General features: G+C 64.9%; 24 protein-coding genes. 9 read left to right on the forward strand and 15 right to left on the reverse strand.

The window, feature by feature from the left end; genetic code table 11:
• Positions 1-2: 2 nt before the first annotated feature.
• From IB255_RS22135 to IB255_RS22185, 11 genes are all read right to left on the reverse strand, one after another.
• Entirely contained in the window at positions 3-545 is a 543-nt protein-coding gene (locus IB255_RS22135) for a PilX N-terminal domain-containing pilus assembly protein (RefSeq protein WP_081516592.1), read from the reverse strand.
• Positions 542-1,318 (reverse strand): PilW family protein, encoded by a 777-nt coding sequence (locus IB255_RS22140; protein WP_192210874.1) that lies wholly within the window; start codon positions 1,316-1,318, stop codon positions 542-544. The genes IB255_RS22135 and IB255_RS22140 overlap by 4 nt, the downstream gene beginning before the upstream one ends.
• Before the next feature lies 1 nt (position 1,319).
• Entirely contained in the window at positions 1,320-1,865 is a 546-nt protein-coding gene (pilV, locus tag IB255_RS22145; protein ID WP_192210875.1) for a type IV pilus modification protein PilV, read from the reverse strand.
• Between the two features lie 8 nt (positions 1,866-1,873).
• Complete coding sequence (locus IB255_RS22150) at positions 1,874-2,386, reverse strand: GspH/FimT family pseudopilin (protein WP_225594959.1); 513 nt, start codon at positions 2,384-2,386, stop codon at positions 1,874-1,876.
• Between the two features lie 279 nt (positions 2,387-2,665).
• Positions 2,666-4,015: an MFS transporter gene (locus tag IB255_RS22155; protein WP_192210877.1), complete on the reverse strand. Its 1,350-nt coding sequence runs from the start codon at positions 4,013-4,015 to the stop codon at positions 2,666-2,668.
• Between the two features lie 290 nt (positions 4,016-4,305).
• Positions 4,306-5,148: an IclR family transcriptional regulator gene (locus IB255_RS22160; RefSeq protein ID WP_017519476.1), complete on the reverse strand. Its 843-nt coding sequence runs from the start codon at positions 5,146-5,148 to the stop codon at positions 4,306-4,308.
• A 406-nt stretch (positions 5,149-5,554) separates the two neighbouring features.
• A complete protein-coding gene (zapE, locus tag IB255_RS22165; RefSeq protein WP_192210878.1) occupies positions 5,555-6,634 on the reverse strand; it encodes a cell division protein ZapE in 1,080 nt (359 codons plus the stop codon).
• Complete coding sequence (pcaG, locus tag IB255_RS22170; RefSeq protein ID WP_081516586.1) at positions 6,624-7,229, reverse strand: protocatechuate 3,4-dioxygenase subunit alpha; 606 nt, start codon at positions 7,227-7,229, stop codon at positions 6,624-6,626. Before pcaG ends, zapE begins: the two co-directional genes overlap by 11 nt.
• A gap of 12 nt (positions 7,230-7,241) precedes the next feature.
• Complete coding sequence (gene pcaH / locus IB255_RS22175; protein ID WP_081516585.1) at positions 7,242-7,961, reverse strand: protocatechuate 3,4-dioxygenase subunit beta; 720 nt, start codon at positions 7,959-7,961, stop codon at positions 7,242-7,244.
• A 117-nt stretch (positions 7,962-8,078) separates the two neighbouring features.
• Positions 8,079-9,008: a pca operon transcription factor PcaQ gene (gene pcaQ, locus IB255_RS22180; RefSeq protein ID WP_081516584.1), complete on the reverse strand. Its 930-nt coding sequence runs from the start codon at positions 9,006-9,008 to the stop codon at positions 8,079-8,081.
• Positions 9,009-9,014: 6 nt separating this feature from the next.
• On the reverse strand, positions 9,015-9,884 hold the full coding sequence (locus IB255_RS22185; protein WP_168190482.1) for a helix-turn-helix domain-containing protein: 870 nt from the start codon (positions 9,882-9,884) through the stop codon (positions 9,015-9,017).
• 117 nt (positions 9,885-10,001) lie between these two features.
• On the opposite strand from IB255_RS22185, the gene pobA reads away from it, so the two are divergent.
• The 8 genes from pobA to IB255_RS30855 all read left to right on the forward strand — a co-directional run bounded on the left by pobA (position 10,002) and on the right by IB255_RS30855 (position 18,412).
• Positions 10,002-11,186, forward strand: coding sequence for a 4-hydroxybenzoate 3-monooxygenase (gene pobA / locus IB255_RS22190; RefSeq protein WP_081516582.1), 1,185 nt, complete (start codon positions 10,002-10,004; stop codon positions 11,184-11,186).
• Between the two features lie 473 nt (positions 11,187-11,659).
• Positions 11,660-11,896: a hypothetical protein gene (locus IB255_RS22195; RefSeq protein ID WP_081516581.1), complete on the forward strand. Its 237-nt coding sequence runs from the start codon at positions 11,660-11,662 to the stop codon at positions 11,894-11,896.
• 264 nt (positions 11,897-12,160) lie between these two features.
• Positions 12,161-14,068, forward strand: a complete 1,908-nt coding sequence (locus IB255_RS22200; RefSeq protein ID WP_081516580.1) for a di-heme-cytochrome C peroxidase — start codon at positions 12,161-12,163, stop codon at positions 14,066-14,068.
• Between the two features lie 400 nt (positions 14,069-14,468).
• The gene (locus tag IB255_RS22205) at positions 14,469-15,623 is read left to right on the forward strand and encodes a catalase family protein (protein WP_081516579.1); all 1,155 of its coding nucleotides are present in this window, start codon (positions 14,469-14,471) and stop codon (positions 15,621-15,623) included.
• A gap of 57 nt (positions 15,624-15,680) precedes the next feature.
• Positions 15,681-16,466 carry a hypothetical protein gene (locus IB255_RS22210; RefSeq protein WP_139791489.1) on the forward strand — a complete coding sequence of 262 codons (786 nt, stop codon included), beginning with the start codon at positions 15,681-15,683 and terminating at the stop codon, positions 16,464-16,466.
• 331 nt (positions 16,467-16,797) lie between these two features.
• Positions 16,798-17,304: a Bro-N domain-containing protein gene (locus IB255_RS22215; RefSeq protein ID WP_081516577.1), complete on the forward strand. Its 507-nt coding sequence runs from the start codon at positions 16,798-16,800 to the stop codon at positions 17,302-17,304.
• Positions 17,305-17,429: 125 nt separating this feature from the next.
• The gene (locus IB255_RS22220; protein ID WP_081516576.1) at positions 17,430-17,942 is read left to right on the forward strand and encodes a hypothetical protein; all 513 of its coding nucleotides are present in this window, start codon (positions 17,430-17,432) and stop codon (positions 17,940-17,942) included.
• On the forward strand, positions 17,939-18,412 hold the full coding sequence (locus IB255_RS30855) for a hypothetical protein (protein WP_225594960.1): 474 nt from the start codon (positions 17,939-17,941) through the stop codon (positions 18,410-18,412). Before IB255_RS22220 ends, IB255_RS30855 begins: the two co-directional genes overlap by 4 nt.
• Before the next feature lie 294 nt (positions 18,413-18,706).
• Here the strand turns inward: IB255_RS30855 and IB255_RS22230 are convergent, their stop codons facing one another.
• The 3 genes from IB255_RS22230 to IB255_RS22240 all read right to left on the reverse strand — a co-directional run bounded on the left by IB255_RS22230 (position 18,707) and on the right by IB255_RS22240 (position 20,075).
• On the reverse strand, positions 18,707-19,114 hold the full coding sequence (locus IB255_RS22230) for a type II toxin-antitoxin system VapC family toxin (RefSeq protein WP_081516575.1): 408 nt from the start codon (positions 19,112-19,114) through the stop codon (positions 18,707-18,709).
• Positions 19,111-19,362: a type II toxin-antitoxin system Phd/YefM family antitoxin gene (locus IB255_RS22235; protein WP_081516574.1), complete on the reverse strand. Its 252-nt coding sequence runs from the start codon at positions 19,360-19,362 to the stop codon at positions 19,111-19,113. The genes IB255_RS22230 and IB255_RS22235 overlap by 4 nt, the downstream gene beginning before the upstream one ends.
• A gap of 155 nt (positions 19,363-19,517) precedes the next feature.
• The gene (locus IB255_RS22240) at positions 19,518-20,075 is read right to left on the reverse strand and encodes a hypothetical protein (RefSeq protein ID WP_177429475.1); all 558 of its coding nucleotides are present in this window, start codon (positions 20,073-20,075) and stop codon (positions 19,518-19,520) included.
• A gap of 290 nt (positions 20,076-20,365) precedes the next feature.
• Here IB255_RS22240 and IB255_RS22245 point away from each other — a divergent pair, with 290 nt between their 5' ends.
• A complete protein-coding gene (locus IB255_RS22245; protein ID WP_081516573.1) occupies positions 20,366-21,604 on the forward strand; it encodes a tetratricopeptide repeat protein in 1,239 nt (412 codons plus the stop codon).
• A 163-nt stretch (positions 21,605-21,767) separates the two neighbouring features.
• Here IB255_RS22245 and ppk2 read toward each other — a convergent pair whose 3' ends face one another.
• Positions 21,768-22,685 carry a polyphosphate kinase 2 gene (gene ppk2 / locus IB255_RS22250; RefSeq protein WP_081516572.1) on the reverse strand — a complete coding sequence of 306 codons (918 nt, stop codon included), beginning with the start codon at positions 22,683-22,685 and terminating at the stop codon, positions 21,768-21,770.
• Positions 22,686-22,776: the final 91 nt, after the last annotated feature.

Raw genomic sequence — 22,776 nt, forward strand, 5'->3', positions numbered from 1 at the left:
ATTCACTGGATCACCAGCCCGAAGGTCGAGCGCAGGCACAGCGCGTCGGCACCGCAGGCCTTGCTGGTGGCCGTGCCCTTGTAGGCCTGGGAGTTGACCTCGTAGTAGTAGGTGCACCCCACCTGCCCCTTCGACAGGTAGGAATTCGCGCTGCCTCCCGCGCCGCCCTTGCAGTTGTTGGAGATGTAGCGCAGGTACCAGCGCGCACTGCGCAGCAGGCTGGTGCCGCCTTCCATGCCGGAGTACAGGTTGGACTTGCTGAAGTCGGTGCTGTAGTTGGTCGCCGCTGCGGTGAAGCACGGCGAGGTGCCCGCCGTGCAGTTGTCCAGTGCGCGGGTACTCTTGCGCAGGCGCCCTTCTCCTTCGCGCAGCGCGGACTCGGCCGCGCTCATCAGCCGTTGCTGCTCCAGGCGATTGCCGGTCATCCGCCCTTCCAGCTGCATGCCGCGCATGCCGCTGACGGCAGCCAGGGTGATCAGCAGCAACATCACCAGCGCGACGAACAACACCGCGCCACGCTGCCGGCGGGAAGACAGTCGTTTCATGGCATCAGGTTCCTCAACATGCTGGTGCCGCTGACGATGCGCCGCACGGGCCCGTCGCCATCGGTGCAGGCCTTGCTGCCGTAGAGGTCCTGCCAGCGCTGGCAGGTGGTGGCAGCCAAGCCGCCGCTCACCGAGCTGCTGCTGGCCAGCAGCAACGCGTAACGCAGACTGCGCACTGTCTGACCAGCCGCCGGCGTGGCGACGTACTGCGCCACCTGGCGATCGAATTCGTCGCTCTCGCTGTCCACCCCGAAATCGAAGCGCAGCGCCACCACGTTCTCCACCAGAGCGCTGCCGTTGCAGGCCAGTTGGCCGTTGCTCAGGGTGAGTTTCTCGACCACGTTGTTGCTCGGGCTGTAGTTGCTGTAGGGCTTGTTGACCCCGGCGCGGCCGGCCAGCGATGCGCCGGTGCAATCGACGTCAGTGGTGTCGCGCGGCTGGTAGCGCAGGCAGACGGTGTTGGCATCCACCCGCACCAGCGCCTGGCCGGCTGCGAAGACGCAGCCATTGCTGGTCTGCGCGGGAAACGCGGCGGTCATGCGCGAGGACGGCAGGCGCCGGTAACCGGCTTTCGACAGGCGCCCATCAAGCATTTGCTGGGCGTAGCGCGCGCTGTCCTGGTTCTGCGCCTGGCCATCGAAGTAGCGCGAACGGTTCTGCCCGTCGAGGAACATCTGGGTGATGCCCAGGATCAGGAACAGGCTCAGGCCCATGGAGATCATCAGCTCGATGAGCGTCACCCCAGCCTGGGCACGCACGCCTGACCTGCGCATCCTAGGGTTCCTCCCGCAGCACGTAACGGCAGATGGTGTTGTCGCCGGTGGCGTTGGCGTCCAGGCATTCGCCGGCCTTCACCCGCCAGGCCAGCTGGATCTCGATGGCTGACCCGCTGTTGCTGCACTTGCTGCTGCCATTGGTGCGGCAGACATAGAATTCGCTGGCCAGGCCGGAAGCGCCCGGCAGCGCCTGATTAACCCGCTGCGACCAGCAGGCCAGGCGCTGGCTGGCAGTCAGCGAAGCCAGTGAGGCGCAACTGCTGGGAGCGGTGGGAAATGACGCGCTGGCAGCCTTGTAGTAGCCCCAACTGGTCGGTGGCACCACCTGGGCCGCGCTGCCGTCCTGGGTGGAGTAGATATCGGTGCGCATCATCTCCATCAACTCGTCCGCCAGCTCCGCCGCGTTGCTGCGCAGAATGGTGTCCTGGGCATAGGCGATGGTTCGCCCCTGCATCGCCAGCATGCCGAGCACGCCGAAGCAGGTGACCAGCAGGGCCACCATCACCTCCACCAGGCTGAAACCGGCCATGCTCCGGCTCGCCATGTTCCGTTTCATTGCCCGGTCGCTCCCTGCAGGCTGATGTAACCCGAAGCGGCCACCTTGATGCTGAATGCCTTGCTGGTACCGCTGCTGGAGATGTCCAGGTCAGCTGCCGCGGCGCTGCCATCAGGCTTGAACGAGAGGTTGCTGATGGTGCTGCTCACGCTGAGGCTGCTCGGCAGGTCCAGGCGCTGGCTCACCGAGGTGGAGGTGATCGAACCACAGGTGCTGGCGCGCACCACCACCCACTGCAGGTTTCCACTGCTGGGGCAGAGCGTGAGGGTCTGGCGGGTATTCACCGCATCGGCGCGGGAGGCCTGGAACAGCCGGAAAAGCGTCGAGGCGCCGCTCTGCACCCGGCTGGATTCGATCAGGTAGCGAAAACCCGGCAGGGCCACGCCAGCGAAGATCGCCAGCAGCGCGACAACCACCATCATTTCCACCAGGGAGAAGCCTTCCTGGCGTCCGGGGCCCCGCCGCGATTTCAGGCGGGAAAATGAGCATCCAACTGCATGAAGAACCATGGACTTTTCCAACGATGGTCAGGTGGCCGGGCCCCGTGTGGAGCCCCCCTTTTGGGGTGCCAGGACAAAGATTGGCTATTGGTCCGACAGCAATTTCTTCAGGGAGTTGAATCTATTTCAGCGAAACGGGGCGATTTTTCGACCGTTCACTCCCACCCAGAGACCGTTCATCCTATTGACGCCAGAACAACCGACATTGCGTCGAGCTCTGCAGCGTAGGAAACGTTCGCCGGCGGAAGGGCCACGACCTTGCATCGCGGCCCCTTTCAGACGCGTCCGTCAGGTCGCGTCGGCGTGGCTCACCAGCCCCTTGATCAGCACCGCGGCGGTGGCGATGGCGGCGGGCACCATCAGCGCGGTCAGCACCTGCTCGAAGTTCCAGCCCAGGCCCAGCAGCGTGGCGCCGATCCAGGCACCGAGGATGGCGCCGAAACGACCAATGCCAAGCATCCAGGAAACCCCCGTCGCACGACCCTGAGTGGGATAGAAGCGTGCTGCCAGCGACGGCATGGCCGACTGCGCGCCGTTCACGCACATGCCGGCCGCCAGCACCAGGGTCGCCAGCAGCGTGACGGTGCCCAGGCTCTGCCCCACGCAATAGGCGAACACCCCGGCCAGGCAGTAGAAGATGCCGATGACCCTGTGCGGATTGAAGCGGTCCATGGCCCAACCGACCGCCACCGAACTGAGCACCCCGCCGAGCTGGAACAGCGCACCGATGAAGGCAGCCTGTTCCATGCTCGCGCCGGCGTCGCGCATCAGCGTCGGCAACCAGCTGGTGAGCAGGTAGACGATCACCAGGCCCATGAAGTAGGTCAGCCACAGCAGCAGGGTTCCGGCGCTGTAGGTGCCGGAGAAGATCACCCTGAACACGTTGCGGCTCTGCACCGTCTTCTGCTCGGGCACGCTGAAGTCACGGGCGGCAACCACCTCGGCCGGCGCGATGGGCGCCAGGGCGCGCTTGACCTTGTCCGCCCCGCGATTGCGCACCACCAGGAAGCGCGCCGACTCCGGCAGCCACACCAGCAGCACCACCGCCAGCACCAGCGGCAGCACGCCGCCGAGCAGCAGCAGGCTATGCCAGCCGTAGGCCGGGATCAGCTTGGCGGAGACGAAGCCGCCCGACGCCATGCCCAGGTTGAAGCCGCAGAACATGCTGGTCACCAGCAGCGACTTGAGGCGCTCGGGGGTGTACTCCGAGAGCAGCGTGGTGGCGTTGGGCATCGCCGCGCCGAGGCCGATGCCGGTCAGCAGGCGCAGCGCCATCAATTGCTCAAGGTTGCTGCTGTAGGCCGAGATCAGGCTGAACAGGCCGAAGAGGAACACCGCCACCACCAGCACGCCCTTGCGCCCGAAGCGGTCGGCCAATGGGCCGGAGCCCAGGGCGCCGAACACCATGCCAATCAGCGCGGCGCTCATCACCGGGCCGAGGCTGGCGCGGTCGATGCCCCAGTCCTGGGTCAGCGCCGGGGCGATGAAGCCCATGGCGGCGGTATCCAGGCCGTCGAGGAAAACGATGAGGAAGCACAGCAGCACGATGCGGCACTGGTACAGCGACAGCGGCTGGGCGTTGATGAAGGACTGGACGTCGAGGGTGCCGGCAGCGGGCACGTGGGCGGAGCTGGTCATGCGAAGACTTCCTGCGAAGGCGTCGTCGCGGGAAGGCCGGCTGGATCGCCCTGCACTCCCGCAAGCTGGACAGGAATGAGGCGCGAGCCGGTGGACGCACGGACCGGCGGATGAAGCAGGCACACAAGGGCCATGGCTGACGCTCATTGTTGTTATTGCCCGTCCGGCTGGACGGGTCGCTCAACAGTACGAAGAGACGTTCAGCCGTTCAATTCGATAATCGCGCCTGTGGGCGGTTAGCGAACAGGGAATGCCGAAGGCCGGCGAAAGACGCCCGACCTCCCTCACACTCAATGGAACAGCCGCGTGCCCAGCTCGCGGCTGGCTTCCAGCAGCACCGGCAGGAAGCGCGTTTCCAGTTCCTGGCGGGAGACGCGGCCGGCGTGGGTGCCGACGTTCAGCGCGGCCAGTACCTGGCCGGCGGAATCCTTCAGCGGCACGGCGATGGAGCGCAGGCCGACCTCCAGTTCCTGGTCGATGATCACCCAGCCCTGCTGGCGGATCTCGGCGATGCTCGCACGGAGCATTTCCGGGGTATGTACGGTGCGGCTGGTCTTCACCTGCAGGTCGGCGTGGGCCAGGTAATCCTCCAGCGCATCGTCGTTCAGCCCGGCAAGCAGGATGCGGCCCATGGACGTGCAGTAGGCCGGCAGGCGGCTGCCGACGCTCAGGTCCACCGAGATCAGGCGCTGCGGCGTGGCCGAGCGGGCGATGTAGAGAATCTCGTCGCCTTCGAGCGTGGCCATGGAGCAGGCCTCGTGCAACTGCTCGCTGAGACGGTCGAGGATCGGCTGGGCAGTGACCGCCAGCGGCGTCGAAGACAGGTAGGCGTGACCGAGGGTCAGCACCTTGGGCAGCAGCGAATAGGTGCGGCCGTCGGAGGTGACATAGCCGAGCTTCATCAGCGTGTGCAGGCAACGGCGCACGGCGGCGCGGGGAATCTCGGTACGGTGGCTGATCTGCGCGATGGTCAGGTGGCGCTTGCGCTCCTGGAACGCATGGATCACCGCCAGGCCACGGGCCAGCGAGGTCATGAAATTCGGGTCGCCGGTGAAGGCCTCGATGCGCTTGGCGGGCGAAGCGATGATCGGCGGCGCGAGGGGCGGCAGGCTGGCACGGGGAGCGTCGGTCATTGTTGTTGTCCTGGCAGGCGAATGCCGGGCGATTATCGACACGCGCGGGCGATTATCGCAATACGAGTGATCGATTATCGAACAGAGCTTCTCCCCACCCGGAAATGCCCCTCCTTCGCCTGAGCGTAGGAGCGGACTCCGTCCGCGATGGCTTCCCGTTGGCACTTGGTGTAGGGGTTGGTTCGCGAGCAAGCTCGCTCCTACAGGTCCGTGCGCGCTCTTCGTAGGAGCGAGCTTGCTCGCGAACAGCAGGACGCGCGCCACGTGCGCCGCCGCTCCTGGCTCTTCACCACTCCCCCGCCCAGCCTGATCGTTGGCACGCACCCTGTAGGAGCGAGCCATGCTCGCGATCGCGGGCATGGCCCGCTCCTACAGGTTGAATCCGTCCTTCGCTGAAACAGCGCGGCTACAGCGGCTCCAGCTTAAGCTGCCGCAGCCGGCTCAGCGTGCGCGAGAAATCCAGTGCTGCGCCGCCTGCCGCCAGCTCCTCCAGCGATACTCTGGCGAACAGCTGCAGCTTCAGCTGCCGGTCGTAGGCGATGTCGATGAAGTTGAGGAAGCGCATGCTCACGTCCGGCGGGTAGTCCGCCAGCGGACCGAGACCGCTCACCGCCATGCGCGGGTAGTGTTCGATCAGCCACAGGTAATCGTTGGCCGAGCGCGGACGTTCGAACATCTCGCTGAAATCCATCCACGCACAATGATCGTCGTGGGCGTGTACCTTCAGCGGGTGGTGGTTGACGCTGAGCACCTCGTCGAACTTCGCGTCCGCTGCCAGCCCCAGCCTGGAACCGATCAATTGGAGGTCATCGGCACGTGCCGGCCAGAAAAAGCTGCCCCACTCTTCCAGCGACGTACTGTGCTCGCGGTAGTCCTGCCCGGCATCCACCGAAATCACGTCGAAGCGCTTTTCGATCAGCTCGATGGCCGGGCGGAAGCGCTCGCGGTACAGCGGATTCGGACAGAGATTTTCCGGCTCGTAGTTGGACGTACAGACCAGGCCTACGCCCTCGTCCACCAATACCTTCAGCATCCGCCCCAGGAGCATGGCGTCGCCGATGTCATGCACATGGAATTCGTCGAAGCACAGCAACCGGGTTTCTTCGGCGATGGCGCGGGCCACGCGCACCAGCGGGTCGGACTGCCCGGTGATCGCCAGCATGCGCACCTGCAGTTCCTGCAGGAACGCATGGAAGTGCACGCGGCGCTTGGCCTGGGTCGGTGCGGCGGCGAAGAACTGGTCCATGACGAAGCTCTTGCCGCGCCCCACCCCGCCCCACAGGTAGACGCCCGCCACCGGCTTGCGCAGGAAGCCATGGCGACCGGCAAGGAAGTCGTCGAGCCAGATGGCGAGGTGGTCCACCGCCGCCATCTGCGCATCGTCGGCCCGGTAGCCGCGCTCATCGAGCGCGGCAGCGAAGTGCCGCCGGACACGGTCGGCGACCGGCTCGGCGGATGTTTCCTGTAGTCGTGTATCAGAAGTCAAAGAACACCGTTTCCGCATTTCCCTGGACGCGGATATCAAACCGGTAAGCGAGCTTCCCGTCCACCTCGCAACGCTTTGCGATGAGGGTTTGCCGACGTTCGGGCTGCTCGATCAGGTTCAGCACCGGGTCCACCGCGTTCGCCTGCGCCTCGTCCTCGAAGTACAGGCGGGTCTGCAGGTGGATGTTGATGCCACGAGCGAACAGCGACAGGTTGATGTGCGGCGCCATGGGCACACCGGCGGCGTTTTTCACCACTCCGGGCTTGATGGTCTGCACCTGCCACTCGCCGGCATCGAAGGTCGTTGCCGTGCGTCCGAAGCCGTTGAAGGGCTTCTCCTGATCGTAGGCAGCGTCATACACACCTTCGTGATTCGCCTGCCACAGCTCCAGGAAGGAGTCGCGGATCAGGTGGCCGTTGCCGTCGTACACGTTACCGATCAGCAGGATGTGTTCGCCGGGCGCGCCGGGCTTGGCCATCTCGCTCCAGATTTCCTGGTCACGGGCCGGGTTGCCGGCAGCGGCCAGCGCCAGGCCGATGTGTACGTAGGGGCCGGCGGTCTGCGAGGGGGTTTCCGGCAGCAGTTCGATAGGCATGGTCGGTCCTCCTCACTGGTTCTCGAAATGGGTCTTGCGTTGGCCGCGCAGCACGATGTCGAAGCGGTAGGCCAGGCAGTCCATGGGGTTGGCGTTGCTCATGTCGAGCTTCGCGATCAGCGACTCCACCGCGTCCGGGTTGGCGATGGATTTGACGATGGGGCACATCGGGATCAACGGGTCACCCTCGAAGTACAACTGGGTGATCAGCCGCGTGGAGATCGACGGACCGCTGATGGAGAAGTGGATGTGCGCCGGGCGCCAGTCGTTCGGGCCGTTGCGCCATGGGTACGGGCCGGGCTTGATGGTGCGGAAGACGTAGCGCCCTTCGCTGTCGGTCAGCGCACGGCCGACACCGCCGAAGTTCGGGTCCAGCGGCGCCAGGTAGCGGTCGTTCTTGTGCCGGTAGCGGCCGCCGGCGTTGGCCTGCCACATCTCCACCAGGGTGTGCGGCACGGGCTTGCCGTACTGGTCCATGACCCGGCCGGAAACGATGATGCGCTCGCCGATGGGCAGGCCACCGTTGTTGAAGTTGAGCAGCAGGTCGTTGTCGTGCTCGCCCATCTTGAGGTGCGAGAAATCCGGGCCGCTGGTTTCGGAGACCGATTGCGGAATGCTCACCAGCGCCTGGCGCGGGGAACGGGCGATGGAGGTCTTGTAGTCGGGGGTGAGGGCTTTGGGGTGCCAGTTTCGGTCACGAATGACGAAGCGGCTGTTCTCCGCGTCGGACATGTCGGTCTCCTCTTGTTGGATTTATAGGAGCCTGTTGCATCAGGCAGTGCGACGGAGTGTCGCCCGCAAGCCCGACGCCGAAAACTGAAAAGATGCCCACAATCCATAACCATTCAGTTATGGATAAGCACCCTCGCGGTACGCTTCCCCGACCTCGCGCAGCACCTCCAGGCACCAGTGCGCACCGAGCGAAAGCGGCAGCGTCGAGTTGCTGCAAACCCCTACTGAACCGCCCGGTTCCTGTACGTCCAACGGCAGTTCGACCATCTCCCCGGAACGCAGGTCCAGGCGCACCGAATCCAGCGGGGCGATCCACAGCGCGTCGCTGGTCAATACATAACGGCGGCTGAGTACCGTGGACAGGGTTTCCAGTCGACGACGCGGCTGGCCGAGGCCGCTCTGCACCAGCAGGCTGTCGGCGGACTTGCGGATGGTGGTGCCGGCCAACGGCAGCACCAGCGGCCAGTCGTCCAGCGCCGAGGGCGGCAGCGGGCGACCCAGCAGCGGGTGCCCGGCGCGGGCCACCAGGGTCATGGATTCGCTGTACAGGTGTTCGAAGGCAAGACCCTGGATCTGCGGGCTTTCGGTCATGCGGCCGACCACCAGGTCCAGCTCGCCCACCCGCAGTTGCGAGAGCAGGTGCGCGCTCGGCCCGGTCACCACGCTGACCACCAGCGCCGGGTGGCGCTCGTGCAGGCGCCGCACCGTCTCCGGCATCAGCAGGCTTTCCACGGTGGAGAGCACGCCAAGGCGCACGGTGCTGGAGGCGTACTCGCCGCCGCGCAGGCTGTTCACCCCGTCGCGCAACGCCTGCACGCAAGGGCCGGCGTAGCGCAGGAAGGCCACGCCGGCCTCGGTCAGGCTGGCGCCGCTCTTGCCGCGCTCGAACAGGCTGGCCTCGAGCAGGTCCTCCAGCTCCTTGAGCGTCTTCGAGATGGCCGGCTGGCTTACCGCCAGGGCGTCCGCCGCCCGAGCCAGGCTGCCCTGCCGGGCCACTTCGAGGAAACACACCAGGTGACGGAACTTGATACGCGAATCGATATTCATGGCGGCTCAACGCGGCTCGCGGAACGCGCGGGGCGAGACCCCGGCGTAGCGCTTGAAGAATCGGGAGAAGTAGGCGGGTTCGGAGAAGCCCAGGCTGTCCGACACCTGCTGGATGGTCATGGCTGTGTACACCAGGTTGCGCTTGGCCTCCAGCAGCAGGCGCTGGTGGATCATCTGTAGCGCCGACTGCCCGGCCAGTCGCCGGCACAGCGCATTGAGGTGCGCGGCGCTGATCCCCAGCGCCGCCGCGTAATGCTCGATGGGCCGGTGTAAACGGAAGTCCTGCTCGAGCAGGCGGGAGAACGCATGCACATGCTCGACGCCGCGATCCTGCAGGCTCGCCTGCGCGCGAGCCTGCTCCAGCGCCCGGCGGCTGAGCCAGACCAGCAGCATGTTGAGCAGCGACTGCAGCATCAGGTCGCGGCCCGGCGCCTGCTGCGCGTACTCACGGTCGATGGACTCGAACAGCGCATCCAGCTGGCGCTTGCCCTCGCCCACCGTGAAGCACGCCGGCTGCTCCAGTACCGGGCTCTGCAGCAGGCCGCCGAGCTGCTCGGCCAGCGGCAGGCCCATGCTCAGCACCCAGCCCTGCACGTCCTCGGCAAAGCGGAAGCCGTGCACAGCCAGCGCCGGCGTGACCTGCAGCGAAGCCTCGCGGACTGGCGTCACCCGCCCCTCTACTTCCAGCTCCGCCGCGCCGGACTGCACATACAGCAACTGCACCAGATCGCCGTGGCGATGCGGGCGGATTTCCCAGTCATGCAGGCGGCTGCGCGAGGCGATGGATTCGCAGTGGATCAGGTCCGGCGTCGGCCACACCGTCGTCTCGCCATACAGGCGGAACACCGGGACCGGCGTGTCAGCGCGTTGTTCGATCACCGCCCACATCCATGAAAAATCCAAGAAGACTGTTGGAAATTACCTTCAAAGGCCGATCCCATCCACAAAAAATGCAGGAGACAAAAACAACAGCGCTCTCCAAGGAGCCACCCCATGAAGACTCAAGTCGCCATCATCGGCGCCGGCCCTGCCGGCCTCCTGCTTGGCCAGCTGCTGCACAAGGCTGGCATCGACAGCGTGATCCTCGAACGCCAGACGCCTGACTACGTGCTCGGCCGCATCCGCGCCGGCGTACTGGAACAAGGCACCGCCGACCTGCTGCGCGAAGCCGGCGCCAGCGCCCGGATGGACGCCGAAGGCCTGCTCCACGACGGCTTCGAACTGGTCCTCAACGGCCGCCGCGAGCGCATCGACCTCAAGGCCCTCACCGGCGGCAAGCAGGTGATGGTGTACGGCCAGACCGAAGTCACCCGCGACCTGATGCAGGCCCGCGCAGCCAGCGGCGCGATGAGCGTGTACGAAACGGCCGACGTGGCGCTGCATGACGTAACAAGCGAAAAGCCCTACGTCACTTTCACTCACCAGGGCGAACACGTGCGCCTGGACTGCGACTACATCGCCGGCTGCGACGGCTTCCACGGCGTGGCCCGGCGCAGCATTCCCGCCGAGCGCCTGAGCGTCTTCGAGCGCGTCTACCCGTTCGGCTGGCTCGGCCTGCTCAGCGACACCCCGCCGGTCAACCACGAACTCATCTACGCCAGCAGCGAGCGCGGCTTCAGCCTGTGCAGCCAGCGCAGCGCCACCCGCAGCCGCTACTACCTGCAAGTGGGGCTGGAAGAAAAGGTGGAAGACTGGTCCGACGAACGCTTCTGGGAAGAACTCAAGCGCCGCATTCCCGAGGACGCCGCACGCCAGCTGGTCACCGGCCCGTCGCTGGAAAAGAGCATCGCCCCGCTGCGCAGCTTCGTGGTGGAGCCGCTGCAATACGGCCGGCTGTTCCTCGTCGGCGACGCCGGCCACATCGTCCCGCCCACCGGCGCCAAGGGCCTGAACCTCGCCGCCAGCGACGTCGACGCGCTGCACCGCATCCTCGTGAAGGTCTACGGCGAGGGCCGCGTCGACCTGCTGGAACAGTATTCGCCCATCGCCCTGCGGCGCATCTGGAAGGCCGAACGCTTCTCCTGGTGGATGACCTCGATGCTGCACCAGTTCCCCGACAGCGACGCCTTCACCCGGCGCATGCTGGAGACCGAACTGGACTACTTCCTCGGCTCCGAAGCTGGCCGCACGACCATCGCGGAAAACTACGTCGGCCTGCCGTTCGAGAAAGTGGTCTGACGGCATTTCTCCAGCCCCGTAGGGCGCATAACGCGCCAGCGTTATCCGCCGTTCAAGAGCCGGCGGATAACCTGTTCCAGGTTATTCGCCCTATGATTCTGCAGGAGCAAGCTTGCTCGCGAACCGCCCTACACCGGAGCTGCCGGTAACGCCATTCGCGAGCAAGCTCGCTCCTACAAACAGCCCACGACTATCCTTACCCTCCAGCCACGCCGCTCGCCGCGACACCGCCGGAGGCCGTCATCGACCCGGACGAAGCGAACTTCCTCAGCTACCTGCTTGCCGAAAGCGGCGACGGCGACGCGCGCGCCTTTGCCACGCTGTACCGCAGCACGGCCTCGCGCCTCTACCCACTGGCGCTGAAGCTGAAGACCGATCAGACAGAAGCGGAAGCCCTGCTGGTCGACACCTTCCTCCACGTCTGGACAGACGCCGATCGCTACCACCCTACGCGCATCGCCGCGCTGGACTGGATGATCGCCCTGCTCTACCAGCTCGCCGACCACCCTTCCCCACCAGCCAGCGACGAACCCTGGCCAGAACTGCCGCCGCCGGACGAACTCTGGCCCGCCATCCACGCGCGCATTCCCGATGACGAGGCCGACAGCCCCCACCTGCGCTGGCCGCTGATCATCGCCAGCGTGGTCGGTGTGCTGATCGGCGCGGCAATCTGCCTGAGCCTGCTGCTGGAGCTGCGCCCCGCGTCCTAGGCATTCACCTGAAGGGCGATGGGTATCGCTTCGCTCCACACCATCCTACGAAGTGCCAACTGTCCGCCTAGGAGCTTTCCGTAGGATGGGTGGAGCGCAGCGATACCCATGCTGTCGCTCTTCGAACAAAGCCAGAAACACGCCGCCCCAGCCCCGTAACCCGCCATAAAAACCCTGAATTCCGTACGGCATCACCTTGCCAAGCCGCCGCGTACTTGGCATAAACGTCCGATTCTTTTTCGCACACATAACAAGGAAGTTTCGATGCGCATTATCGGCCGCGTCCTACTTGCAGTCCTGCTGCTGCTTTTGCTCATCGGGGGCGTCATCGCCTGGTACACCGCGCATCCCAATCTCCCCGAGTATTCCAGGCCGGAGAAGATAGTCCACCTCGACCAGTGGAGCCCGGCAGACCGCGAAACCTACTACTACACGCCCCAGGGCACCCAGGTGAAAGGCCTGCGCTACGACTGGTTCACCCACCTCGAGCAGCCCTTCTCCAGGGACAAGTTCGCCAGCCCCGAAAACCTTGCGCGCTTCGGCTTCCTCATCGAGCCCGAACAGATCGGCCGCGACGCCGACGACACCCTGGCGGCCACCTCCAGGAACCCCGGCAACCTGCCGGTCGGCTTCGCCCGCCACCAGGACGGCGAGAGCGGCGCCTGGTACCTCGACATCACTTGCTCCGCCTGCCACACCGGCGAGCTTCGCTACAAAGGCACCGCTGTGCGCATCGACGGCGGCGCCGCCATGCACTCCATCGCCTCCACCGTGCCTACCCTGCGCGGCGGCGCGTTCGGCCAGGCGCTGGGCGCCAGCCTTGCCTCCACCTACTACGTGCCGTGGAAATTCGACCGCTTCGCCAAGGGCGTACTCGGCGACCGCTATCCCAAGGGCAAGGCCGCACTCAAGCGCGACGTGCGCAACGTGCTTGGCACCCTGGTCTCCACCGCCTGGAACGACACCCACCGCGGCCTCTACCCAACCCTGGAAGGCCCCGGCCGCGCCGACGCCTTCGGCCGCATCGCCAACAGCGTTTTCGGCGACGGCATCGACGCCTCCAACTACCGCGTCGCCAACGCCCCGGTGAACTACCCGCAGGTGTGGGACATCTGGAAATTCGACTGGGTGCAGTGGAACGGCTCGGCCATGCAGCCCATGGCACGCAACATCGGCGAAGCCCTCGGCGTCGGCGCCACCCTGCGCATGTTCGAGAGCGACGGCAAACCGGTGATGGGCGATGAGCGCTACGCCTCCAGCGTGCGCCTGCGCGACCTCTACACCCTGGAAGAGACCCTCAAACAGCTCAAGCCGCCGGCCTGGCCGAAGGACGTCTTCGGCGAGATCGACCTGAAGAAGGCCTCCCAGGGCCGCGCCCTGTTCCAGGCCAACTGCGTCTACTGCCACGGCCCGCACGTCAAGGAGCCGGGTGCCAAGGACTACATCGCCCCGGCCCGCGTGCCCGAGTGGCGCATGAAGATGGTGCCCACCAGCGAGATCGGCACCGACCCGACCACCGCCGACAACATCGCCGACCACACCTTCGACGTGCGCCCGCTGAAGCTCAAGCTCGATGAGCTGCAGAACATGAACGTGGTCCTCGTGCCCAAATCCGACGCGCCGCTGGACCTGTCGAAGATCTCCGCCGCCAAGGGCCTGGCCTACGTCACCGCCTTCGTCGAGCAGCGCGCCTACCGCGACGCCCACATCAGCCCGCTGCAGCAGCAGGAAATGAACGGCTACGGCCTGCCCATCGGCGTCCGCGAACTGCGCGCCTACAAGGCCCGCCCGCTGGACGGCATCTGGGCCACCCCGCCCTTCCTGCACAACGGCTCGGTGCCCAACCTGTTCCAGATGCTCTCCCCGGTGGCTGAGCGCGACAGCCAGTTCTGGGTCGGCAGCTTCGAGTACGACCCGAAATACGCCGGCTACCGCACCGAGCGCTTCCCCGGCGGCTTCCTCTACAAGACCAGCGTCACCGGCAACAGCAACGGCGGCCACGAATTCCGCGACGGCTGCCGCAAGGACGGCGCCATCGGCCGCGCCCTGTCGCCGGAAGAACGCTGGGCACTGGTGGAATACCTGAAGGTGCTGGGCAACCCCGACTACGAAAGCAAGCTCGACCCGAACGTCCCCACCCCGCCGTGGACGCCGGGGCCGAAGTGCGAGTGACGACACGCTTTTCGTAGGACCGAGGGGGACGCCTGGTCATTGCTCGCGAACAGATTCCCCGGCAGCTCCGGCGTTGGCCGGGTTCGCGAGCAAGCTCGCTCCTACATGTGAAGTGCAACTCCCAGCCACCACCGAAACATCGATCCGCCCCCTCTCCCTCCGGAGCGGGGCGCGTAGCCAGGGCTGGGGTGAGGGCCAGCCCCCACTCTGAAGTCCCACCGAGTCGCCGAACCAGTTTCCTCTCCCTTCAGGGAGAGGGCTAGGGAGAGGGAAACGCCCAGCGCCATTCCCCTCCCGCAACACCGATCCGCCAAGCAGTCCCCTCTCCCGAGAGAGAGGGTCAGGGAGAGGGAAGCTCCTGGAATCCCCTCCATAAAAAGAACACCAAAGGACTCGTGCCATGCGCTCCCTGCTCACCCGAATCTGGCTCTTCCTCGGCAAATGGCTCGGCCGTCTGCTGCTCGCCGTCGCCACCATCGGCCTGCTCGGCTGGGGCATCGGCAGCCTCTACTACGCGTGGAAATTCTCCGGCCCGGTCTCCGCCCAGGAACAAATCCCACCGGGCGAAGCCCAGCTCACCCAGGCCATCATCGAAGACGCCGTGCGCATCGTCGAACAGCACCGCGACAACACCCGCGTACTGCGCGACGCCCACGCCAAGGCCCACGGCTGCGTGAAGGCCGAAGTCACGGTCGCCAGCGACCTCGCCCCCGGCCTGCGCCAGGGCGTGTTCGCCGAACCGGGGCACAAATGGGCGGCCATGGTCCGCTTCTCCAACGGCAACGCCTACCCGCAATTCGACAGCGCCCGCGACGCCCGCGGCATGGCCATCAAACTGCTCGACGTACCCGGCGCCAAGCTGATGCCCGGCAAGGGCCACGACACCGAGCAGGACTTCGTCATGTTCAACCACCCGGTATTCTTCGTCCGCGACGTCGCCGAGTACCGGCAGAACTTCGCCGCCCAGGCCAGCGGCCAGAAGGTCGCCGCCTTCTTCCCCAGCTGGAAGCCCAGCACCTGGGAAATCCGCCACCTGGTCATCGCCCTGCAGACCCTCGCCCCCGCCCCGGACAGCCCCCTGCAGGCCGGCTACAACGGCATCGCCCCCTACAAGCTGGGCGACGCCAACAACATCAAGTACCGCGTCATCCCGCTGAGCGAAGGCTGCCCGGCCTACCAGTTGCCCAAGCTCAACGAAAAGCTGCCCAACTTCCTGCGCACTGCGATGTACCAGCAACTCTCGGTCGACCGCGTCCCCGCCTGCTTCGCCCTGCAAGTGCAGAAACAGGACCCGAGCCACTACATGCCCATCGAAGACGTCAGCGTCGAATGGAGCGAGAAGGACTCCCCCTTCCAGACCGTCGCCACCGTCAGCATCCCGCCCCAGGACTTCGACAGCCGCGAGCAGAACCTCGCCTGCGACAACCTCTCCTACAACCCCTGGCACGCCCTCCCCGAACACCGCCCGATTGGTGGCATCAACCGGCTGCGCAAGGCGGTTTACGAGGCGGTGAGTGTTTATCGGCATGAGCGCAATGGGGTGGGTGGGGAATGAAAGAAACCGCAGACGCACCGCCCAACAGCGAGTCTATCGAATGACCAAGGAACACTCATGAACCGCCTCCTACGCACCTCCCTCCTAACCTTGACTACTGCCGTGCTATTCCCTATTGCCAGCGCGCATGCCGCCCAGGAGTACTTGGTGATGGCTCCGCTGGATGAAGTACGGCACAAATGCGATAGCGACCTGCCCCGCCTTGGAATCGGATGTACCCTCGACGGCAACCCGATCGGTGGCGAGGCACAATGGATCAAGGTCACCGAGAACCTGTCGCAGGACGAGTGGGCCGCTGGAGTGACCGTCAGCGCTGTACTTCAGCTGACGACGCGCACCACGGCCAACGGCATTCCCTACCTCGCCGCCACCAGCTACCAGGTCACCAGCCAGGCACCGAAGCAAAAGGAAACTCGCTTCGGCAGCACGTTCTGGAAAGTCATCCGCGCCCAGGTGTACAGCAAACCGATCGACGACCCGATCTCCGTGCAATACCTGAAGGACGCCAACGACAACCCCACGCCTGAGCAGCTGGCCGCCCGCGACTTCGCCGCGAAGCACGCCGAAGCTCGCCAGTACGCCGCATCCCCTGAAGCACAGCGCGGTATCTCCGCCGACCTGATTCTTGATTGCGATCTGCGCATAAAAGAAGCGCGCGAAACCATCGCCTACGAAAAGAAGGTGGGCGCCACTTCCGGCTTTGTGAACAAGCTGAACCTGCGTCAGGCAGGCGAGCAGATCGTTCAGTGCCAGGAGGACATGAAAGAGTACTGGAGTGACTACAAGAGCAACGGCGGCAAGTCGCGTAACATCGAACAACTCAGGGCCGAGCGAGCGAACTGAATGAGCGGCTTGAGCAAGTCTCCACTGCTTTCGCGAACGAAATGGCTACAACATTGACCGCAATACTGAGACAGAGAGTGCAGTTCCGCCTCCGAAGCGAACTGTCCCCGCCACCTCTGTTGTCCGAGACAACTTGATTCTTCTATCGTCCACCCGCCCCGTGAAAAAGACGGGGCCGGGATTAGCAGCCCGAAACCCTAGAGACAATCGCCGATCTGTATCGGCGGCCCAACCATTTGGGCCGTCCACCGGAACGCGGCGTGTTGGTTCGTATGGCTGCTGATCCAACATCGTCCGTAGGTGGTCTGCTCGTAGTAGAGATGCGACTGAAATGGACGATTCTTCCCTGCCAATCCCACTCCCTTTCCTCCGTAATCGCCGCACCCTGCGCGCGCTGCTGATCGACGATCAGGTCTGGTTCATCCTCGCCGACTTCTGCCGCGTGACGGGTTACACGCACGAAGAACGCCTGGCCATGCGCATGGCCGACGACCAGATTCGCCAGGAGCGGCTGCTGACCGAGGACGGCCTCGAACTTGATTACGTGCTGCTGAGCGAATCCGCCGTGTACCAGGCGCTGGTGACGTTCAACGTGCCGGACTATGGCGCGCTGCGGCGCTGGATCAGCGGCACGGTGGTGCCGCAGGTGCGCAGCCAGTTCAACGCCGCGGGCCCACGCCATGTGCAGCTGCAATTCGAACGGCACTGCCTGCGGGTGCTGGATTGGCAGGATGATCTGTGGGTGCGCTTCGGCGACCTGCCGCGCGTGCTCGGCGGGCGCTCGCCGATTGCCGGGCGCAGCGGCTGGCGCGGTTGGGCGAAAAGGCTGCGGACGTAGGGCGCATAACGCGGTACGCGTTTTCCGCCGTGGCAATGCGGCGGCGGATAACCGCTTTGCGGTTATTCGCCCTACGGAGCTTTGCGATAAGGTGCAAAGCTCATTTCAAGTCGCACGGACGCTCCATGCACATCGAGTTGTTGCCATTGCAGATGATCGGCCACTGGGAGCCCAGCCCTGGGGTCAGCCAGTGTGAGTTCCAGTTTGGCCAGCGGCTGATCTATATCGAACACCCGTCAAGCAGGGCGCTGGAGCCATTTCTGCGCGCCGCCCAGCCCCTGGCGCAGGCGGCCTGGAACGACATCGAGGCGGTCATAGCATTTGCCCAGCGAACGCTTCGCCCCGGCGAACCGGAACTATGGCAATTACTGGAGGCAGCCACTTTCATGGGCTCTCCGCTGGAAGTCTTCTCGATCCACATTGACGCAGTGAGCGGCACGGTGGCCTACACGCTGTCGTGGAATCCGGACTTCGATTGGCAGCAGCAGGTCTACGACGAGTTAGACACCTGGAAGGACTCGCCGATTTCGCTGCAACGCTTCGAGCCGGAAAGTGACCTGTGGCTCAGCATCAGAAGAATCTGCGCCGGCGACTTCGAGCTGGAGCCCCCTCAGACGACCTTTGTGGAACCTCAATGAATCGCCTGTCCTGCAAGCTGCATAAATCGCGCTACAGCATGGATTTTTACCCGGCGCTGAGCATCGACGGACTCCCGCTGGAAATCTGGCTGCCGCAATACGACCCGAACGCGGAACACGATCTGGTCTGTGCTCATGCCGGTCTTTACAGCGATGAGGATTCAGCGCTGATCTGGGACAGGTCGTACTCCGTGGCGCCGGGCTGGCAGACAGTGGTTCCGCTGCTGGTGTGCCCTAATGACCTTGACCTGAGCTGCACGGTGATCGCAGCGCAACAGGTAGCGGATGAGAAAACCGTTCGCTGGGAGCACTTCGGATTGCTGCGCGAGCGCGTTACCCATCCCCGCCCCATCACTGAGTTCTTTGACATCCCTCCCGCAGTTTTCGACCGTGACCAGTACATCGCGGCGCTGGACGATTTCCGCCGGGAAATCGGATTGCGGATGGAATGGGACCAGCCAGAACAATAGTCAGGTCGTAGGGCGCATAACGCGGTACGCGTTATCCGCCATGGCGGTCCGGCGGCGGATAACCGCTTGGCGGTTATTCGCCCTACGGTGCTGGAGTGGCAGGACGATCTGTGGGTGAGCTTCGGCGATCTGCCGCGCGTGCTCGGCGGGCGTTCGCCGATTGCCGGGCGCAGCGGATGGCGCGGTTGGGCGAAGCGGTTGCGGACGTAGGGCATCGTCTGACCGAAGCTGCGAAGCTCCCTGTAGGAGCGCGCCATGCGCGCGATCGCGGGCATGGCCCGCTCCTACAGGTACTTACCGGCTTTTCAGATAGAGAACGGCAGAGCCGTAACGCTCCAGCTTGGCGTCCGCCGTCACTAGTTGCAGCCCCTCGACCTGTGCCTGGGCAACCAGCATGCGGTCGTGCGGGTCCTTGTGATCCTCATGCAGCGGCAGCGCGCGCAGTGCAACTGCATGAGCGCCGACGAAGGGCAGTTCGCGCAGACCGCCATCAAGGGACGCTCGGCGCAGATCATCGGGCTCCACGCCCAGCGACTTTTTCGCAAGGCTGGCCTTGATGGCGACTTCCGCCAGGCTGATGGCGCTGAAATGCACAGGCTGGCCATTGTCCAGCGCGCGCTCAATCATCTGGCGGGCTTTGGGAGTCAGGCGTGGGTCATCCGTGGCGGCCCAGATCAGGATGTGGGTATCCAGCAATATCAATCGGATGGCTCCTCGAGATAAAGCTGGGCAATTTCGTCATCCAGGGCATCGAACTCGTCGGACAGACGTCCTTTCAGGCTACCGATGAAGGGTTTGCGCTGCCCCTCTCCATAGGTCAGCGATACCAGCTTGGCGACGGGCTTGCCTGCCTTGCCAATGATCACCACCTCCCCTTTCGCCGCCTGATCGACAAGCTTGGACAGGTTGGATTTTGCGTCATGGATGTTGTGGACGTCAGGTGCTTGCATGGCTGCGCCCCTCCGGGGACAGGTTGGCGACGAGTCCAGCTTAGCTAAGATGTTAGCTAAAATACATCGACGTCCGCCGAATCACCTGTAGGAGCGCGCCATGCGCGCGATCGCGGGCATGGCCCGCTCCTACAGGGTTAGCCAAGAGTGTCCCGTCAAAGCTCCCCGCCCAGCTTGAGGAGGGTCATGATCAGCCCGCCGATGGTCATGAAGGACGCGAGCAGTGTGCCGAGGATCAGCGGGACGACGCCGCCCGGCGAGACGTAGGGCGTCACTTCCAGCAGGAAGCCGGGGCGGATGTGGTGCGGGGTCAGGCAGGTGATCCGGTAGTCGCCGGGGTCGCTGCAGTGGAATTCGCCCAGGGGATTGCTGGAGTTGCCGCCCATGTCGCTGCGGCGCACGGTGAAGACGTTGAAGCGGCTGAACGCCTCGTAGGGCACGGGATTGCCGCTGGCGCAGGCGGTGACGGCGAAATCGGCGTTGAAGTGCGCGGTACCGGTGACGACGGTGAAGGGCGGGAAGACGATGTTGACCACGTAGCGCCCCGGCTGCGGCAGCGCGACCACTTCTGCGCGGGCGGGATCGGCCCAGCGGTAGCAGACGTCGGGCGCGATCACCCGGCGCAGGCCGCCGATGCAGCGGATCAGCAGGTAGCCACCGAGCAGCATCACCAGCGGTGCGCCCCACAGGAGCATCGACAAGTCTGACTTCATTCCACCAGCCCTTGGTTAACCATCATGCTGTCCCTTTGCGACGCGGCGGACAGACCGTCTACATCAGATCACAGGCCAGTGCTTCAGCTCTTGGCAGGAACGCACCAGTCATGCATCAGCCGCCGAAGTTGGCCACGAGAGACTTCGTAATTATCGCCGCTACGTGCAGGAATTTTCCGATAGAGCTCATTCCCTCGGCTCCCTAGCCTTGCGCTTCATGTCATCGACGCGCGCAAGCTGCTCATCCCGTGCAGCACTTTCCGCCGTCGTCGTGCCCTGGAGAATCCTGCATGTCTGCCGCCGAGAAGAAGTTGAACAAGCTGGCCGCCACTTTTCGGGCGGCGCTGGCCAAGGGGAATTACCGACTGGGCCGCGATACGGCGCGCGAGGCGCTGAAGATCGCGCCGAACCATCCCACGCTGCTGGCGGATTACGCCCTGTGCCTGATGCGGACCAAGGACTACGAACAGGCCTACAAGACCTACCTGAAACTGCTGAACAAACTGGGCGAGGAGAATATGCCGGGCACGGCGCTGGACGGGCTGACCGAGGCCTGCGGCTGGCTGAAACGCGAAGACCTGGTGCGCCGCTACGGCAACCTGTCGCTGAGCGTGGCGGACCGCAAGTACAGCCAGTTCCCCGCCCACCCGCTGCCCGACGCGCCGCCACCGGCTTTCGACGGGAGCAACCCCGAGCACAACCTGATCGTCTTTTCGCTGTTCGGCGCCCGCCCGCGCTATTGCGAGAGCGCGCTGAAGAACGTGGAGGCCGCGCACGAGCTGTTCCCGCAATGGCGCTGCCGCTTCTACGTGGATGACTCGGTGCCACAGGCAGTGCTGACCCGATTGAAGGAGTCTGGCGCGCAGGTCGTGCTGGTGGACGAAGCGACTCGCAGCGCCATCCCCGCGACCATGTGGCGCTTCCTGGTGATGGAGGACCGCGAGGTCTCGCGCTTCCAGGTGCGCGACGCCGACTCGCTGCTCTCCGAGCGCGACCGCGCGGCGGTGGAGGCCTGGCTGCAGAGCGGCTGCTGGTACCACCACATGCGCGATTACTTCAGCCACACCGAATTGCTGCTGGCGGGCATGTGGGCCGGTTGCCACAACCCGAACCTGCCGGGCATCCGCGAGTTGATCGCCCAGTACCTGAAGGAAGAGAAAGCGCACCAGCGCTTTGCCGACCAGTACTTCCTGCGCCGCAGCCTGTGGCCGACCATCCGCCAGAGCCTGCTGAGCCATGACGATCTGTTCGGCTTCCTCGAGGCGCAGCCCTTCCCGCCGCATGAGCCGGTGCGCTGGCGGACGGAGTCGTTCCATGTGGGCTGCAATGCCAGCTACCAGGGCATCAAGGTGCAGAGCAAGCTGAAGGACGGTGAGTTGCAGCCCTGGGGGTTGTTCGATACCGAGGGCACGCTGCTGTGTCGTTACGAATCGCCGGTGGCCAGGGGGCACTGGGAGGAATGGATGCCCTACTTCCTCTGCGAGGCCATTGCGGATGGCAGCTGCTCGGTGCGCAGTCTGGCCAAGTGAGGGGATCGCTTCGGGAGCGGGTCCGTTCCAGCTACGCAGCCGGGGCAACCGTAGGATGGGTGGAGCCTGGGCGATACCCAAGCTGTTGGTGCGCCGGACAGCATGGGTATCGCCCAGGCTCCACGCCATCCTACAAAGCCGCCCGAAGTCAGCCGGTGCAGCGTCAGTAGACTTCCGGCACCTGCAGTTCCTGCGGCGTGGGATGCCGGCGATAGCCTTCGTGGCGCTGCCGCTCGGGCAGGTCGACGGCGGGCTGTTGTACTTCCTGGTAGGGAATCTGGCTCAACAGGTGGCTGATGCAGTTCAGCCGCGCGCGCTTCTTGTCGTCGGCCTGCACGATCCACCACGGCGCTTCAGGGATGTGGGTGCGTTCGAGCATCACTTCCTTGGCCTTGGTATAGGACTCCCAGCGGCGGCGCGATTCCAGGTCCATCGGGCTGAGCTTCCACTGCTTGAGCGGGTCGTGGATGCGGCTGAGGAAGCGGTAGTGCTGTTCCTCGTCGGAGATCGAGAACCAGTACTTGAGCACCTGCACGCCGGAGCGCACGAGCATGCGCTCGAATTCGGGCACGCTGCGGAAGAATTCCTCGTACTGGGCGTCGGTACAGAAGCCCATTACCCGCTCGACGCCGGCGCGGTTGTACCAGCTGCGGTCGAACAGGACGATCTCCCCCGCCGCTGGCAGGTGCGAGACGTAGCGCTGGAAGTACCACTGGGTGCGTTCGCGATCGTTCGGCGCGGGCAGCGCGGCGACCCGGCACACGCGCGGGTTCAGGCGCTGGGTGATGCGCTTGATCACCCCGCCCTTGCCGGCGGCGTCGCGACCTTCGAAGAGGATGACCACCTTGTGGCCGGTCTTCACCACCCAGTTCTGCAGCTTGACCAGCTCGGCCTGCAGGCTGAACAGGGTGTGGAAGTAACGCTGGCGCGCCAGGCGTTCCTCGTGGGTCTGCAGGCTGCCTTCGCGCAGCCCTTCGAAGTCGTAGAGTTCGTCGAACAGTTCGAGTTCGAGCTCTTCGTCGCGGTCATCCAGCAGGTCGCGCTGGACGCGTCGTGGGAAGTTCTTGTCATCGAGCAGCATGGTGGGTTGCCTTGTGCCGTCACTGGCTCAGTCACATCGAGTGACACTTTCATGACAGAAAAATGTAATCACGCTTTATGACGAATTCATT

Origin of the sequence: Pseudomonas sp. PDM22 (assembly GCF_014851965.1) — a bacterium.
Lineage (GTDB): Bacteria > Pseudomonadota > Gammaproteobacteria > Pseudomonadales > Pseudomonadaceae > Pseudomonas.

Bases quoted from the DNA above. Each gene is read 5' to 3' on its own strand.
- IB255_RS22220 (WP_081516576.1), top strand. From the start codon at position 17,430: ATGCACATCGAGTTGTTGCCATTGCAGATGATCGGCCACTGGGAGCCC.
- IB255_RS22235 (WP_081516574.1), bottom strand. From the start codon at position 19,362: ATGCAAGCACCTGACGTCCACAACATCCATGACGCAAAATCCAACCTG.
- pobA (WP_081516582.1), top strand. From the start codon at position 10,002: ATGAAGACTCAAGTCGCCATCATCGGCGCCGGCCCTGCCGGCCTCCTG.
- IB255_RS22240 (WP_177429475.1), bottom strand. From the start codon at position 20,075: ATGAAGTCAGACTTGTCGATGCTCCTGTGGGGCGCACCGCTGGTGATG.
- IB255_RS22200 (WP_081516580.1), top strand. From the start codon at position 12,161: ATGCGCATTATCGGCCGCGTCCTACTTGCAGTCCTGCTGCTGCTTTTG.
- IB255_RS22245 (WP_081516573.1), top strand. From the start codon at position 20,366: ATGTCTGCCGCCGAGAAGAAGTTGAACAAGCTGGCCGCCACTTTTCGG.
- IB255_RS22155 (WP_192210877.1), bottom strand. From the start codon at position 4,015: ATGACCAGCTCCGCCCACGTGCCCGCTGCCGGCACCCTCGACGTCCAG.
- IB255_RS22135 (WP_081516592.1), bottom strand. From the start codon at position 545: ATGAAACGACTGTCTTCCCGCCGGCAGCGTGGCGCGGTGTTGTTCGTC.
- IB255_RS22215 (WP_081516577.1), top strand. From the start codon at position 16,798: ATGGACGATTCTTCCCTGCCAATCCCACTCCCTTTCCTCCGTAATCGC.
- IB255_RS22195 (WP_081516581.1), top strand. From the start codon at position 11,660: ATGATCGCCCTGCTCTACCAGCTCGCCGACCACCCTTCCCCACCAGCC.
- pilV (WP_192210875.1), bottom strand. From the start codon at position 1,865: ATGGCGAGCCGGAGCATGGCCGGTTTCAGCCTGGTGGAGGTGATGGTG.
- IB255_RS22140 (WP_192210874.1), bottom strand. From the start codon at position 1,318: ATGCGCAGGTCAGGCGTGCGTGCCCAGGCTGGGGTGACGCTCATCGAG.
- IB255_RS30855 (WP_225594960.1), top strand. From the start codon at position 17,939: ATGAATCGCCTGTCCTGCAAGCTGCATAAATCGCGCTACAGCATGGAT.
- pcaH (WP_081516585.1), bottom strand. From the start codon at position 7,961: ATGTCCGACGCGGAGAACAGCCGCTTCGTCATTCGTGACCGAAACTGG.
- IB255_RS22150 (WP_225594959.1), bottom strand. From the start codon at position 2,386: ATGGTTCTTCATGCAGTTGGATGCTCATTTTCCCGCCTGAAATCGCGG.
- pcaG (WP_081516586.1), bottom strand. From the start codon at position 7,229: ATGCCTATCGAACTGCTGCCGGAAACCCCCTCGCAGACCGCCGGCCCC.
- ppk2 (WP_081516572.1), bottom strand. From the start codon at position 22,685: ATGCTGCTCGATGACAAGAACTTCCCACGACGCGTCCAGCGCGACCTG.
- pcaQ (WP_081516584.1), bottom strand. From the start codon at position 9,008: ATGAATATCGATTCGCGTATCAAGTTCCGTCACCTGGTGTGTTTCCTC.
- IB255_RS22210 (WP_139791489.1), top strand. From the start codon at position 15,681: ATGAACCGCCTCCTACGCACCTCCCTCCTAACCTTGACTACTGCCGTG.
- IB255_RS22160 (WP_017519476.1), bottom strand. From the start codon at position 5,148: ATGACCGACGCTCCCCGTGCCAGCCTGCCGCCCCTCGCGCCGCCGATC.
- IB255_RS22205 (WP_081516579.1), top strand. From the start codon at position 14,469: ATGCGCTCCCTGCTCACCCGAATCTGGCTCTTCCTCGGCAAATGGCTC.